Here is a 15,264-nt window from a genome sequence, read left to right as displayed (position 1 = left end):
TGATCTTCCACGTTTGGAAAGAACAATTTGGCCTTTCCACTTCCCAGAGCTTGCTTCAGCGAGATGCAATCCTGCATGACGAAGGAGCGCATTCCCGTGAGCGAACCCACTCAGATCTCCAGCTTCTCCTAAGATTCCCGCCAGGGAAATCTCGCTGATGCCTTTAATGGCAAGTATTTGCTTAACGAATGGAATCTGTTCCAAGACGTTTGTGACTTCTTGCGTCACTCTTTCTAGTTGGGATGAAGCGAGATCATATTCCTCTAATAACTGTCCCAAGTGAAGTTTATACGCATCTAGGGCTTGTTTCGTCCCAATTGAACGCTTGGCCAATACAAGCAGGGAACGGGCTTTTTTATGCCCGGAATGTCGCTTCATACATGATTTCCATCCGGTTACGATATCTTGAAGCTGTAAGGAACATAATTCATTTGGGGTAGGAAAGAGGCGTAGGGTTGCGATTGCCCCTTTACATGATACGTCTTTAAACACTTGCCGGAGCTCGGGAAAGACAACATCCACCCAGCGATTAATTTGGTTGATGGAGCTAACAAGACGCTTAACGATCACATCTCGGTTAGCCATAAGGACACGAAGTTTTTCAAATGATTCTGAAGTGGAACGAACGAAGGCATAGTAGCCATTCTTCACCATATCAGCGATGACAAGGGCATCTTTTTTATCACTTTTGGATTGCGTATTATCACGATTTTCTTTGTTTCTTTTGACATGGTGAGGATTGACGGTGACGACATCCATGTTTTGTTTGACTAGCCACTTTGAAAGGTTTATCCAATAATGACCGGTAGGTTCCATACCCACTATCGTTGTGTCTAGATTTTTCATTTGTTTTAGTTCCTGGATCCAGTTTAGTAAGCTAGTAAAACCCTCCTCGTTATTTTCAAAAGACAGGGGTTTCCCGACCACAATGCCCCGAAAGTTTACAGCACGGGCCACGTGTACGTGTTGGGCAATATCCACACCAACAACTAGATGTTGATCCGTAATTCTCTCAATTAGTTGATTTTGTTTGTTTTGCATTTTAAAATTCATAGTAGGGCTTCCTCCTTAAGACTTTGAGTTAGATTGGTCTCTATACTCGTATCTTACTGAGGAGTTCTATTTTTTTCAAACCTGATATTTAACGATCTACAGGAATGCTAAAGGGGCAGTTAGTGGAAAAAGAGAGATGATAATCTATCTCTCTTTTATGTGCATTTGACTCCTCATGCGAAAATTTTCTCTTTTTGTAGGATAAATTTCAAAAGAGTCTGGAATTATTTGTGTCGACTGGTAGAGCAATTCAGATACAGTTACACATTTATACCCTCTATCGTATAAAAACCCCAAAATGTTATCTAATACAATAACTGTTTGAGAAGTCTGAGTAAATTCACTACCATGCCAATCATGAAATAGAATGATATTACCTGGTTTTACTCCTTTTGTTATATAGTTATAAATTTGACTTGCGGGTGGATTTGACCAATCACGAGAGTCCTGATTCCATGACCATAAAACGACATCTTTTCCATTTTTTAAAGAAGTATTAATAATTAAATCATTATAAAAACCACCTACTGGGCGATAAAGAGTCGGTTTTAAACCAACTGTCTTCTGTATAATTTTATCTGTTTCTTCTAATTCTGATGATAGTTTTGCTGATGTAATATTACCGTAAATATGATGATAAGTATGATTGGCAATTTCGTGTCCTTCTTTTACTTCCCGTTTTAATAGTTCAGGAAATCTTATTACTTTATTACCAGCTACAAAAAAGGTGGCTTTAGCATCATATTTAGCTAATATATCAAGTATTTGTGGGGTGAAAAACGGATGAGGTCCATCATCAAAAGTAATGGCAACTAATTTTTCCTTTGTGTTAACTTCCCAAATAACATGTCCAGTTTTTTCATATTCCTCACGACTTTTAGTGGATGCGGACACATTTATTTGAAAGGAGAAGAAAGGAATCAATAACAGAAAGATTAAAAACAATATTTTTTTCATTGGACACACTCCTCATTTAACGACTTGGTTTATGATGCCCTTATTAAAATATTTAATGAGAAACATGAAATGATTGGCAGGATTTAGTTGAACATTTAGAAGATTTTGTGCAATAAAAGATAAGGTGCTTGTTCAACTACCATGAAAATAGACTTCTGGAATTTAGGGGAAAGGGCAATACTTAAGAAGACGCAGCTTATTGTTTTTTTAAAAGGGGGAGAGCGCCTAATTTACTGATTTATTGTAGGTAAGTGGCTGGATTAAGATGCTTCAGGTTCTTGTAATGTAACTGTGTATCCTAAACTTTCAAGTCTTCTTAGTGAAACCGAAAAATTGATTGTTGTCTCTGCTTATCAAAGTAGTCTTCGCCTAAGTCTACATACATTTCTTTTCGAGATAAGAAATAGGAGATACGTAACATGGCATGAGGCAGGTTAGTTGAATATAGGAATGAAGTAAAAGGTTGTTGGCTCTATGGTTGATATAACGGAACGAAAAAAGATTGAAGAGGAATTAAGATCGACCAAAGAACGACTGTAATCATTTATAAACCATAACATGGATGCTATTACAATATGTGATATAGAAGGATATATATTACAGGTCAATAAAGCTTATGAGGAGGTACTTGGTTGGTCAGCACAAGAAATCATGGGGAAAAAATACCTTTTGTACCTGATTTTTTAATGGATCAAGCTTTAGGAAATATTCACAAGGTTATATCCGGAGAATCTATTACTAGATTGGAAACAGTTAGACAAAGAAAAGATGGAAGCCTCATCGATATAAGCCTGACGCTTTCACCTATTCGAGATTCAAAAGGAAAGGTGATCGCCGTGTCAGCGATTAGTAGAGATATTTCCGAAAGAAATCAAGCAGAAAGAGAACTCCATCGATTACATCAACAATTGCAGGAAAGTGAAATGAAATATCGTACGCTATTCGAACATGCAACTGATGCGATTTTCTTATTAGAATTGAATGATGATCGAATCCCAACTCGATTTCTTGAAGTAAACCCAGTTGGGTCTAAAAGGTTTGGATACAGTAGGGAAGAACTTCTCTTGAGTCCATGTGCCGAAATTGTTGATTAAAGTTCTCCAATGTTCATAAGATTTAGGAATAAAATTAAAGAAAGAGAACATTCGTTCGCTTTACAAGAAGAATATGTTTTTGAAAATGGGAAGAACATGCATCTTGAGCATAGTGTTTGTTTTTTTAACTTGAGTGGGAAGGAAGTTTTACTGGTTATTTCTCGAGATGTTACCGAACGGTTTAAAACGGAAGAATTATTACGGAAATCAGAGAAGCTTGCTGTCGTCGGACAATTAGCAACAGCAATCGCCCATGAAGTTAACAATCCTTTAACCGCAATGAAAGGGTTTATGAAACTACTAAAATCAACTTCGAATGAGAACAATCAGCGTTATATAAATGTAGTGTTATCAGAGATTGAACGAGTAGAAGTAATTACCAATGAATTCATGACGGTAGCTAAACCACAAGCAGTAAAGGTTCAACCTAATGATCTAAATATATTAGTAGAACAGGTTACAACCTTACTTCAACCTCAAGCAACAATGAATAATGTGAAAATCAGAACGAAGTTTAAATCTGACATTCCATTAATACCTTGTGAAGGGAACCAATTAAAACAAGTATTTATCAATATCAAAAAATGCAATTGAAGCGATGCCGACGGGAGGAGAAATTTTGATTCAAATCGATAAATCCGATGATAATCAAGTAAGCATTCGTTTTATCGATCAGGGTTGTGGGATTTCAAAAGAACGTATCCCATATCACGGAGAACCTTTTTACAGTATCAAAGAAAAAGGAATTGGTTTAGGATTAATGATCTGTTATAAAATTGTTGAAACACATCAGGGAAAGATAGTGATTGAAAGTGAAGTGAATAAAGGAACGATAGTTGATGTCATTGTCCCTATTTAACACTATCCAAAAGAAGAGTTATTAACCAAAATTCCGGGACTGCGAAAATGAATCAGCAAGAGAACAATCATAATTAAAAAACATATTTGTTTGTATATTTATAACAAATGGATAGGATTGCTTTGATCATTAAATTGTTTGGGGCTGGTTGGAACCAGATCTCGTATAACAAGCGAAGCTATGACACTACATGGAGGACTAGGTAGGGGTACTGGTGGGTATGGGAAAAAGCAAAAAAATAATGGATTCCGCGTCTCGAAATCCATTTCAAATAAACGTGTATCAAAGTCACGTAATTAATCTTCGTAATTTATTGGAAGATAGAAATGAACTACCAGATTTACAAGAATGAATTAAGAAAATTCATGCAAGATTAACAGGGGGATGTTACATTTGGAAGTAAATAATTCAGAAAATCTTTTAAATTAAAAGGAACGAATGTAATCGTTGAAGTGATCAAAGGTAAAGATTGGGACGTTATAGCCAAAAGATTGGATACCGGAAAAGTTTATTCTTATCCAATAATGTACATCAAAAAACACTTTATTTAAAGGGTTGGATTATCACATTGAAGCTACAAAACGAAATTAAAATATTCTCATGATGACACCACATGGCGGAGGGATTGAGGTAGGAACTTCTGAACTTGTTTTATTCGCTGCTAAGGGGATGTTTTCTGAATATGCTTTTGAAGGCTGTAGAACTTCAAACAATCGCGAATTACACATCACTACAACTAATTTTGATGAGCCAATTTGTTTGGATATGGTTAGAGAAACTGAACACATTCTAGCTTTTCACGGATACGCAGACACAACAAATAAACACACCTTAATTGGTGGTCGTGATACAAGTGCAAAGCAATCCGCATTTAAAGCTTTAAATACTGCCGGATTTAGTTGCGAAATTGTACCTGTTGGGGGATACCTTGCTGGTAACGATCCCAACAACATTTGCAATAAAGGCCCAAGGGGAATGGGATTGAAATTAGAGATATCCACTGCACAACGTAACGCATTTTTCGGAACTAATACACGTGCTAAGCGCAGGCATACAACACTACCTGAATTTCACAAGTATGTAGAAGCTATAACTAGTATTTATAATCCAGTTGTTTGAGTAAAAACCACTTGAAGTAACAACACTTCGAATGTAGTGTGACGTACAGTTGACACAAACTGTGATGTTGGATTACTGCTAGTATGGGATATGATTAATTTTTAATTTTAGAATACAAATAAATAAAAATAACTGTAATAAAAATTATTAATAAAATAGGGAACAACACTGTATTAATCAAATGATTATAAATCCATGTATCATGCATTAAATTCACCTCAGTTTTTGTTTAAGTACATAGTTTTTAAAGAGAAAAAAAACAGGCAACAAAAAAGAGAAATATAAATATGTAAATTAAAAAGGTCCAATACCGAAGGCTAAATAACATCATCCGTCTTTTAACGTGTGGATATACGTAATATCTGCTACCCATTTCTCATTAATGGTTTGAGTAGTGAAGTTTCGTTTTAGCAAATTATCCAATTGAATAAACTTTTCTTTAGATGGATAGGGACGGTATTTTTTCTTGGTAATAGAACGAATTCTCGCCTTGTTCATTAAACGTTGAACACGCTTTAGACTTAGGGAAAACCCTTTGGTTAATAAGGTTTCATGAATCTTTGGAGCCCCATATCGTCCTTTGCTTTCCAGGTAAATAAGATGAATTTCCTTCGTTAGTTCTGTGTTTTCCTGTTCGCGATTTGATACGACTATTTGAAGGGATTGATAATGGCTGCTTCTTGGGATTTCTAGTATTTCACACATCTTCTGTACGGGATATTGTTTCTTGTGTTCCTCAATAAATTCGGTAAGATCTGTCTCGTTTACTTTTTCGCGAATATGGCCATAGCCTTTTTTTAAGATTTCAACTTCTTGCTTTAACCGAAGGTTTTCCTTCTGAATGGCGGCTAATTCCTTTGGAGTCATTGACTCTTCCCCTAAACCAATAGGAGTAAATTCTTTAATCCATTTATAAATGGTAACTTCTGATACGCCATATTCGCCGCTTAATTCTTTGACCGAATTACCCGAGTGATAAAGATCTACAATAGTTTTTTTAAATTCATTATTATATTTTTTACCTTTATCCTTACGTTCCAAGACGGACACATCCTCTCAAAAATCATTGTAAGGACTTAACTAAAATGTGTCCATGAAACTATACTAACTCCATTTCCTTCAATGCACCTTTGCCTTAAAGTCCTTACTCTTTGTGAGTAGGGGCTTTTTTTGCATTGTAGAATGAATAGAAATTAATTGAATGAATACACTGTGAATAAACCTTTTAAAAATGAAATCCATTACTTGGTACCCTTCTTCTTAATTGGGGAAGGGATTTTTTTTGTCTTTTTCAAGAACGCCCGTTGCATATAATGGATAAAAAGGCGGGATCTATCTCATGAGTACAATTCGTGATAGAGGGCTCGCTAAATGGAAAGCAGCATTAATTATGCAATAGTGGGTGAGGTTGATTATTTCCTAAATGCCAGATTGAAGAGTTTGAAAACAGTATTCACTATGCGATGGAATATCATTTACCTCTAAGTTTTTGATTGCATAACGAAGGTAATCCACATGAACTGCACGGGTATTGTTGTGTACATATATCCTGTCGCGAAAGAGTTACTATTAAATATTTGAGATTGTGGTTTCATATGACTAAGTCTACAGATTGAAAGATTAATTGATCAAAATCATTACTGAAGTTCCGTACCAAATCTACAAGTTTTTGGTTGTATTCAAGCATTAATTAATAACTCCATTCTCTACAATTTCAGTGTTTAATTCCACTTTTATGGGAAGTTCTTGATACTCCTTGTCCCAGCTTATGTTTTTCCACGTATTGTATTCGTTTGCCTGAACCTTTGAACCAATTCCTAACCCATCACAGTTAGCGACTTTCATTTTTTTAAGAGTTAGATTTGCCATTTCCCGAAAGCTTTTTTCAATTTTCTTATTTAATTCTGTTACTTCTAGCTGCCTATCTAAATGATCTTCTGGGTATTCTTTAACTTCCAATTTTATGTTTACTTTTATTTTCGCATAAGGTTTACCTTTATTTTGTGAAACTAATAATTTTCTTTTAGTCCGAATAACATCAACGCTAATGAAGTTTTTGTCTAGGCTTTCTTTTTTATTATGGACTTTTATCGTAAAAGATGTTTTTTTCTTTTTATTTCCTTTCATCAATAAAAACATTTTTGATTCAGTTATACCTAGCTTACCGACAAACTTATCTTTGTGAAACATAGCTAAGCCAGTAACTTTCGTTCTTTTTTCTTTACTAAGTATCTTTAGGTATGGAACCAAAAAGTCCTCACCTTCAGAAAATATAATTGTGCAAATCGATTGTACATTTTCATTATTTATAACGCCTATTTCAGCAGTACTTTTTAATAACTTAGGCAAGTACTCACTTGAAAGAGGAGTTTCTGGTGGAAACTGGGACAAAGCTTTTTTAGCGCTTCCGTCAACAACTGCTAACTTAGCTTGTAAAGGACCTTTAGGATCTCTATAAACAGCGTCCAACACTGGATATATTCCCTGTTTGGCTAAGGACTCTCCGAATAAAAAAATCCTGTTTTTAGACGCATCATAGCGATCGGGTAGTTTCTGGTCAAGTTCGCCTTTTACATTTAAGGTTGTATCTCCTTTCGAAGAGATTGTCACAACATGTTGTTGAACATTGAGTCCTCGCTTAGACTTAGGGAATGTAACAGTTTCTAATATTTTTTTATCCTTAGTCAAATCAAATGCAGTACCAAGAATAAGACTGGTATCCTTTAATAAACGTTGGTCCCAGCAACCGGATGTAAAGAGTAATAGGAGTAAGCTAAAAAGAAAACCTATGTATTTTTTCATTTATTTGTGAATGCCTCCTGCTTTCTCAATATTATTGATATAAATAACAGAATTATAGGTATTACTATATTGAAAATTAATCCACTATTTGCGACGATTTTAGAAAGCCATATGATTTCTTTTTTATTCATGGGAATTATGGAAATTATAAAGATAGCTATTGCGCAAAAATATACAAACTTCTTTCTATTCATAAATTTCAGGGTGGATAACCCCTTCGATGCAGCATATAAAAAACTCATGAAGGTAGTACTAACTAATACAATCCAAAATGAAATGAAAAAAACATCAGGACGTTCAATGATACTAAAGCCAAAAGATTTTATTAAATAAAGTATTGGTTCGGGAATTAAAGGAAATTCCTTAGGACTAAAAAACATCAAACATATTAAGGTGAGAAATGTATATAAAATAGTGACAGTGATACTGGCTGAAGAAACTATTTTTAATTTTGACTTCGATGTTGCATTAACAAAAGGAAAAATAATTATAAAAATTTCAAACCCTTGCATTAGAAGAAAAGCTTCTTTTGCTCCTTTTAAAATTGCAAAAGCTCCTTCTTTTCCGATTGGTAGTAAATACAACGTGGTACCGTCTTTTAATGAGTATATGGGTAGAAGAATAAAAAGAAAGAGAACAATCGTCGTAAGAACAAACAAACGAGCCATAACATTTAGCTTCTCCCTAGCAACATAAATACCGATACTTATTATTAATAATTTCACAATCCATCCTGGAGTGAATGGCAATAACCAATTTTTTATCGTATGACTAAAAAAGGAAAGTAGCGTACTGCAAACTAAAATAAAATATATGGAATATGAAATTGTAATAAAAGTTCCGATTATTTTTCCGCATAAACTATTTGTGATTTCAAAAATTGTATTTGACGGGAATCTTCTACACAAAGCCCACTGGATTAAAATCACTACCTGCACGATTAATCCACCTATCAATACAGAAATCCAACTGTCGGTCTTTGCCTTTAGAAATACTATATAAGGTATTGATATGAGACCGAATCCTATTTGGGATTGCAAAACAATGAAAAATAGTTGAGATTGTGAAATACGTTTGTTATTCATTTTGATTGTCCCAACCCCTAGTATCATGCTGTCGCAATATTTTTTTAGGATTTAAATCTCTTGAACGTTTATTCAGCTGCCATATCGGAAACCTGACGAATGTATCTTTTAAGGCTGAAATGTCTAATGGGGCTATTGGCGCAAAATAAGGTTTTCCGAAAGATTCAAGCATGCATAAATGAGCTACAATAAACATAATCACAATTACGATACCTAAAAGTCCTAGAGTTGAGGCAGCTACCATTAATGGAAAAGTTAATAAACGAACCGTTGAGCTCAATTCGTAACTTGGAATAGTGAATGAAGCGACGGCAGTTATTGCGATTATTATCACCATGAAATTTGAAATGAGACCAGCATTAATAACTGCATCACCTAGTATTAATCCACCAACAATACCTATCGTTTGTCCAATTGGAGTAGGTAAACGTACTCCTGCTTCTCTAATAAGTTCAATTGTAAATACCATAATTAATGCTTCAATTAATGGTGGAAAAGGTATCCCCTCCACAGAACCTTTAACTAAAACAATAATGTCATTAGGGATTACCTCGAAGTGAAAACCAATTATTGCTATATATAGTGCTGGAAAGGTGAGAGAAATAAAGAAACTAATTAACCTTAAAAGACGAAAGAAGCTTCCCGTATATACTCGGGTGTTAAAGTCATCCGGTGACTGGAGAAATACGAAAAAAGTGACAGGAACTATAATCACATCAGCACTTCCATCAGCGAAAATGATAACTCTACCCTCCATTAAATGTGACATTGCTCGATCTGGACGTTCCGTATATAAGGTATGAGGGAATGGGGAAAATGGATTGTCTTCTATGAATTCTTCAATATAACCTGGACTAAAGAGCATATCTGAAGAAGCAAAAGATAATCTTCGTTCAACTTCCTTAACCACTGAAGAATCTGCTAACCCCTCCATATAAACTAGCGCAAGCTTTGTGTTTGATTCTTCTCCTAGTTCCATGTATCTTATTGTCAATTGTCGATTTACAATTCGTTTTCTAATAAGAAATAGGTTTGTATTAATGTTTTCTATAAATCCTTCATGTGATCCTCTAACTATTTTTTCATTTGTAGGTTCCTCGGGTGATCTTTCAATGATTTTGCTTGAATTAAGCATGTAAACCTGATTCTCGTTTTCAATAAAAACTATACTCATCCCATATAGAATTTTTGATACTGCTTGATTTAAGTTGTTGGTTTTTTTGAGTTCTGCAGATGAGATTAATAATTCTAGAGGGATATTCTTTTTTGTGGTCAGGGGTGTTAGTATATCTGTCTTTAGTTTCTCCGTGTCTACGACGGTTTCAAGATACAAGATAATCCCATTTTTACCGTTATAGTTTATTTCCCGTTTTTTTAAATCACTTGAATAATTAAAGCTATGTTGAAAATATTCAAAGTTTTCTTCAATATTGGAATATATGTCTTTTTGTTCCAAAGGAACTACTTCTTCTTTATAATTAAACTCTTTTGTTTTTCTTTTCTCTTTCATCAAAAATCACCACACTCTCTTTTATATATAAAGTTATTATTGTTGTTTTTAATAAAAAAAATACACTGCTAATTTATCTTACTAAGGCAAATAGATATGACAAGAATTTGGATTAGGGCGAAAATAGCCTCAATTATTATTTTTACCTACAAAAAAACCAAATGATATAGGAATATACATCAATGATTCATTTAATTTCATTCATGAAACCCTCAACAAAATACAACTTGTCCATCAGTTTATTTACAATCCCATTGAAATAAGCAAATTGTCCTTTATGTATTTCACTCCACTTTTCACCTTCATAGCAAATTACTTAAACAGTATGGTGCCGGTTTCTATTCCTGTTCACCTGTGAATCTCTTTTGTTAGTATAATAACCAACCACTCTATTACACTGTTTAATTACCCTTCCAAAATTCCTGTATAGTTTCAGCCTTGTCTCAGAAAGAGCCTACTAGATTACTAAATGCATCTGGAACCCAATGAGCTACAAAATTCGCATGTTTCAAAGAGTTTTCTGGATAATTATCCACATGAGAGAATTGAGCAACGGGGGAGGGGTAGTGAATATAGGAGAAATCGATAAATTCCATACCCAGAAGATCCTGCTTCATAACATACTAATAGGCTTTCAGGCTTCCCTAACTTTTTCATCAATTTGCGAATATCCTCTGGCTTATTTTGAATAGTTCCATGAAATCTAGGTTCACCACGACCAGAATCAGCAATCGCAACAGCAATTGAATCTTTAGATACGTCTAAACCAACAAATTTTTGAACATCCTTCATAATATAGGCTCCTTTTCGTGTGTAGCTCTACACTTGTTTTTTTATTTTTGGTAGTAACATTATGACCAAGTGCAATCTACGTTAAGCGATGGGAGCCGTTTTCGTTCATTATGACTATCGGGGCAGGATAGTTGAAGAGTGCTGGTTGATCTTTATTCAACAATTGGGCCATTTAATTGAATAAGATCTCCAAAAAAAGACTGGATATTTATGTTAATATTAGAGGAGGTAAATCCTAAGTATCAAGCGCTTGGTGAGCTTAGAAGGCAGTTAAAACATCTTTCTGTCTATGCGATTATTTACATTCAAAAGAACTTCAACGTGAAATCAACATAGGACTGAATGTAGTGGAAAATTTAATTAACACGCCTGTTAATACTAATTAGTGTTGAAGAAAGGAGGGATAGAGTGCGTGAGTTTTCTTTAAATCTTTTGTCCAATCAAAAACCTTTATTTTTTCAAATTTATAGCTATTTTAAAGATGAAATATTACAGGGACAATTAGAATATGGTGTGTTTCTTCCCTCCATACGAAGCTGTGCACAATCGCTTAAAGTAAGTAAAAATACGATAGAGAGTGCCTATCACCTTTTAGTATCAGAAGGATACATATGCAACATTCCAAAAAAAGGATATAAAGTTGTATATCAAGGTGATCAAAACGTTTATGATAACCTATTTGTTTCAGATGACTCTTATAATAAGAATATACATTTAGATTTTCGTTACGGAAATATTGAACTTGCTTCATTTCCTTTTAATCAATGGAATAAAGTGCGTAACACATTTATATCGGATAATCAAAGTGATTATATGGTAGAGGGGAAATCGCAAGGAGAATATATCTTAAGGAAAGAACTTTCAAGATTACTGTATGAATCGAGGGGAGTGGTATCTAACCCTGAACAAATTATTATCGGTTCTACCCCTCAGCAACTTGTATCTCTTTTATGCCAACTTCTAGAAGCGGATAAATATATAATTGGAGTGGAGAATCCCGGTTACGATGGGGCAAGGAACACTTTCTTAAACCATGGATTTCAAGTGCATGCTATTCCATTGACTGGAGACGGGGTTTCTATTGAAGAACTTGAAAAAAGTGATGCAGATGTTATGTATGTAAGTCCGTCACAGCAATTTATGAACAAGATGGCTATGTCTCAAGAAAAAAGACAACAGTTGATTCAGTGGGTCTTTTCAAATAAATATATCATAGAGGATGACTATGAATGGGAATTTAAATATGAAGATGGTTATTTACCCTCCATTCAAAGTCTAAATCCCGAAAAGGTAGTTTATATTGGAAGAATTTCAAAAGTGTTATTACCAGTCTCCAATTTAAGTTACATAGTACTTCCTTACGATGTACTATCCTTATTTTACTCTAAAATGCCAGAATATGATCAATCTGTTCCTAGACTTGATCAATTGACTTTTTCTCAATATTTATCCGACGGATATTGGTATAAATATTTACAAAAGATGCGAAAACAATATGAAGAGAAAAGGAAAGTTTTTTTCGAAGCTATATCGCATAATATGGGAACTTTAGTGGAAATCGAAGGGAAAGATATAGGTCTACACACTTTCTTAACTGTTAAAACAGATAAAACAGAATCTGAATTAATTGCTTTGGGCTTAAAAAAAGGCGTTAAAGTTTATGGAACATCTAGATATTGGTTTCATACTACAGGTAAGTATCCAACAGTACTGCTAGGTTATGGAGCTTTAAATTGTGAGCAGATCTATAAAGGCACAAAATTACTAGCTGAGGCTTGGTTTGAATCCGGTTAATCTCAGCCTGTCCTACTCACTTTATCCATTCTGTCCCTTTTACAGTAAAGAAGTTCTGTTTACCATGTACTTAAATCAAACTTATTAAGGTGGTTATGTACATGAACTTAATTTTTGATATGGATGGAACAATTTGCTTTAAGGGACAACCAATTTCAAAGAACATTTTAAATCTTTTAATGGAATTACAGGAATCCGGTCATTTTATTGGATTTGCTTCCGCACGACCTTGTCGTGATATGCTGCCAATTTTAGATAACCGATTTAAGAACCATCTTTTAATCGGAGCGAATGGGGCGATGACTTATAACCAAGGAAAACCCAAATGCTTTACACCTATTCCTACTAAAGTAGCTGAAGAGATAGTAAATATACTAGATGACTATCATGCTGAATATCTTATTGATGATAAATGGAACTATTCTTTCAATTTAAAGCATCATCATCCTTTTCTAATGAATGTAGATCCACATAAGTTGGCTAACCATATAGAAATTGATCAAATTGAATCTTTCATTAAAATCGTTGTGTTATCTTGTAATAACTTTGAAGAATTATCTGAAAGAATAACACAATTAGATGTCACCATTCATTATCATTCTGCTGAAGGTATTTTAGATATAACATATAAAGATGTGAATAAAATGGCGGCCTTGGAGGAATCAGGTCTCTCTCTAGAGGAGTTTATTTGCTTTGGAAATGACATGAATGATCTCCCATTATTTCAAAAAGCTCACTATTCAGTAGTAATCGGTGAATATGAACCTCTTCTTATGATAGCGAGGGATCAAATTTTAGTTGATGAAAAAGTCGAACAAAATATTATATCAAAACTACAAGAGCTTAGTACAATATTTGTTTAAAAGGATAATTATTAATTTTACTTTTCTTCTAAACATCAATTAAGTATGATCAATTTTAATATATTATTATGAGAGGTGGAGGGAAGTTTTGAATCAATTCCTAGAGAAAAGACATTCAGCCTTAAGAGATGCCGAAAGGAAGGCTGAAGAGCTATTCAGAGTGGTTGATGAAAAAGGTATATTACGTGATGGTGTAACTGAAAAACAAATCAATAGAGAAATTTATGAATTGGCCTTTCGAATGTTCGGAATTAAGAAATATTGGCATAAACGCATTGTGCGAGCTGGAAGGAACACATTATTTCCTTATAGAGAAAATCCACCAGATTTAACCGTGTCGGAGGAAGATATTATATTTCTTGACTTTGGTCCCATCTTTGAAGACTGGGAAGCTGATTTCGGCCGGACATACGTTCTTGGAGAAGATCCAGTCAAAATAAAGCTTCGTAATGACATTAAACAAGCTTGGGAAGAGGGAAAAGCCTTCTTTCAATCCAGGCCTAATATTACAGGTAGTGAACTCTACGCATTTGTTTGTGATCTTGCAAAAAAGTATGGATGGGAATATGGAGGTCCGCACGCCGGTCATCTTATTGGTGAGTTCCCTCACGAACGAGTTCAAGGAGAAGAAGTTGAGAACTATATTCATCCTGATAATGAAGTTCCCATGGGAGAACTTGATAGAAACGGTCAACCACGAGATTGGATTCTAGAGATACATTTTATTGATCGAGACCTAGAAATAGGCGGTTTCTATGAACAGTTATTAACAGTTGAATAGATGGGGATAGTAGGGTCTGGAGACTACGCTAAGATTAAAAGACGATTTCTGTAACAAAATGTTCAATTTTGTTACAGGGATCTGTTAGTTTTGTGAAATCTATTCTCATGTTGAAGAAATTCGTCCAATTGTATTGTTTTGATTTTATTTTATTTTAGTGAACCACATTGCACCATTATCACCTTCAGGTTGATCACGTTTCGTACCTGTTAAAGATATCAATACGTTCAAATTATTGATACATATATAGCACTTTAAGGGTTATTTAAAGTTAGGAAGATTTTATCTTTGCTTATTCAAGAAAAGGTCGCGATTCTTTAATAAGAATCGCTTTTCTTAATGAACTCCCTCAGTTTAATAGATAATGCTCACGAATACTCGCTTATTCGCAGGATTTCAAACCACATGGTATAGGTTGCTTTAGATGAACGAAAGAGATAGGACCGTTTTGATAAGATGAGGGCAGATTGAAATAGGGGATCTATTGGAAATCCCAAATTATTACATAAACTGCACGCATTTTCCACGCTACCCCTGGAGGCTTTCCCTCCCATG

At 34.4% G+C, this 15,264-nt stretch carries 10 protein-coding genes and 3 pseudogenes; 5 read left to right on the top strand and 8 right to left on the bottom strand.

The genetic code is table 11. The features are described from left to right. Together N0M92_RS25640 and N0M92_RS25635 are read right to left on the bottom strand one after the other, a co-directional pair. A partial coding sequence (locus N0M92_RS25640) for an IS110 family RNA-guided transposase (protein WP_260288448.1) occupies positions 1-1,053 on the bottom strand: 1,053 nt, incomplete at its 3' end. Positions 1,054-1,197: 144 nt separating this feature from the next. Further along, on the bottom strand, positions 1,198-2,010 hold the full coding sequence (locus tag N0M92_RS25635; protein WP_260288447.1) for a polysaccharide deacetylase family protein: 813 nt from the start codon (positions 2,008-2,010) through the stop codon (positions 1,198-1,200). 459 nt (positions 2,011-2,469) lie between these two features. On the opposite strand from N0M92_RS25635, the pseudogene N0M92_RS25630 reads away from it, so the two are divergent. Both N0M92_RS25630 and N0M92_RS25625 read left to right on the top strand, forming a co-directional pair. Continuing rightward, positions 2,470-3,963: pseudogene (locus N0M92_RS25630) on the top strand (PAS domain-containing sensor histidine kinase); the annotation flags it as partial. 600 nt (positions 3,964-4,563) lie between these two features. Further along, on the top strand, positions 4,564-5,082 hold the full coding sequence (locus N0M92_RS25625) for a poly-gamma-glutamate hydrolase family protein (RefSeq protein WP_260288446.1): 519 nt from the start codon (positions 4,564-4,566) through the stop codon (positions 5,080-5,082). Between the two features lie 330 nt (positions 5,083-5,412). Here the strand turns inward: N0M92_RS25625 and N0M92_RS25620 are convergent. The 6 genes and pseudogenes from N0M92_RS25620 to N0M92_RS25600 all read right to left on the bottom strand — a co-directional run. Next, positions 5,413-6,123 (bottom strand): annotated as a pseudogene (locus N0M92_RS25620) (IS3 family transposase); the annotation flags it as partial. Positions 6,124-6,659: 536 nt separating this feature from the next. After that, positions 6,660-6,754: pseudogene (locus tag N0M92_RS29610) on the bottom strand (DUF2935 domain-containing protein); the annotation flags it as partial. A 14-nt stretch (positions 6,755-6,768) separates the two neighbouring features. Then, complete coding sequence (locus tag N0M92_RS25615; protein ID WP_260288445.1) at positions 6,769-7,884, bottom strand: Ger(x)C family spore germination protein; 1,116 nt, start codon at positions 7,882-7,884, stop codon at positions 6,769-6,771. Then, positions 7,881-8,969: a GerAB/ArcD/ProY family transporter gene (locus N0M92_RS25610; RefSeq protein ID WP_260288444.1), complete on the bottom strand. Its 1,089-nt coding sequence runs from the start codon at positions 8,967-8,969 to the stop codon at positions 7,881-7,883. Before N0M92_RS25610 ends, N0M92_RS25615 begins: the two co-directional genes overlap by 4 nt. Beyond that, positions 8,962-10,479, bottom strand: a complete 1,518-nt coding sequence (locus N0M92_RS25605) for a spore germination protein (RefSeq protein ID WP_260288443.1) — start codon at positions 10,477-10,479, stop codon at positions 8,962-8,964. The genes N0M92_RS25610 and N0M92_RS25605 overlap by 8 nt, the downstream gene beginning before the upstream one ends. A gap of 528 nt (positions 10,480-11,007) precedes the next feature. Further along, entirely contained in the window at positions 11,008-11,271 is a 264-nt protein-coding gene (locus tag N0M92_RS25600) for a hypothetical protein (RefSeq protein ID WP_260288442.1), read from the bottom strand. 408 nt (positions 11,272-11,679) lie between these two features. On the opposite strand from N0M92_RS25600, the gene pdxR reads away from it, so the two are divergent. From pdxR to N0M92_RS25585, 3 genes are all read left to right on the top strand, one after another. Then, on the top strand, positions 11,680-13,065 hold the full coding sequence (gene pdxR / locus N0M92_RS25595; protein ID WP_260288441.1) for a MocR-like pyridoxine biosynthesis transcription factor PdxR: 1,386 nt from the start codon (positions 11,680-11,682) through the stop codon (positions 13,063-13,065). Between the two features lie 101 nt (positions 13,066-13,166). Then, on the top strand, positions 13,167-13,928 hold the full coding sequence (locus N0M92_RS25590) for an HAD-IIB family hydrolase (protein ID WP_260288440.1): 762 nt from the start codon (positions 13,167-13,169) through the stop codon (positions 13,926-13,928). A gap of 88 nt (positions 13,929-14,016) precedes the next feature. Beyond that, positions 14,017-14,709: a M24 family metallopeptidase gene (locus N0M92_RS25585; protein ID WP_260288439.1), complete on the top strand. Its 693-nt coding sequence runs from the start codon at positions 14,017-14,019 to the stop codon at positions 14,707-14,709. Positions 14,710-15,264 lie beyond the last annotated feature (555 nt).

Origin of the sequence: Peribacillus aracenensis, from assembly GCF_025175645.1 — a bacterium.
In the GTDB taxonomy this organism is placed as follows: Bacteria; Bacillota; Bacilli; order Bacillales; family DSM-1321; genus Peribacillus; species Peribacillus aracenensis.
This window is presented reverse-complemented; position numbering and strand designations above follow the sequence as displayed.

What these genes read in the sequence shown, in the direction of transcription:
- N0M92_RS25590 (WP_260288440.1), top strand. Translation starts at nt 13,167, where the DNA reads ATGAACTTAATTTTTGATATGGATGGAACAATTTGCTTTAAGGGACAA.
- N0M92_RS25605 (WP_260288443.1), bottom strand. Translation starts at nt 10,479, where the DNA reads ATGAAAGAGAAAAGAAAAACAAAAGAGTTTAATTATAAAGAAGAAGTA.
- N0M92_RS25610 (WP_260288444.1), bottom strand. Translation starts at nt 8,969, where the DNA reads ATGAATAACAAACGTATTTCACAATCTCAACTATTTTTCATTGTTTTG.
- N0M92_RS25600 (WP_260288442.1), bottom strand. Translation starts at nt 11,271, where the DNA reads ATGAAGGATGTTCAAAAATTTGTTGGTTTAGACGTATCTAAAGATTCA.
- N0M92_RS25625 (WP_260288446.1), top strand. Translation starts at nt 4,564, where the DNA reads ATGATGACACCACATGGCGGAGGGATTGAGGTAGGAACTTCTGAACTT.
- N0M92_RS25615 (WP_260288445.1), bottom strand. Translation starts at nt 7,884, where the DNA reads ATGAAAAAATACATAGGTTTTCTTTTTAGCTTACTCCTATTACTCTTT.
- N0M92_RS25635 (WP_260288447.1), bottom strand. Translation starts at nt 2,010, where the DNA reads ATGAAAAAAATATTGTTTTTAATCTTTCTGTTATTGATTCCTTTCTTC.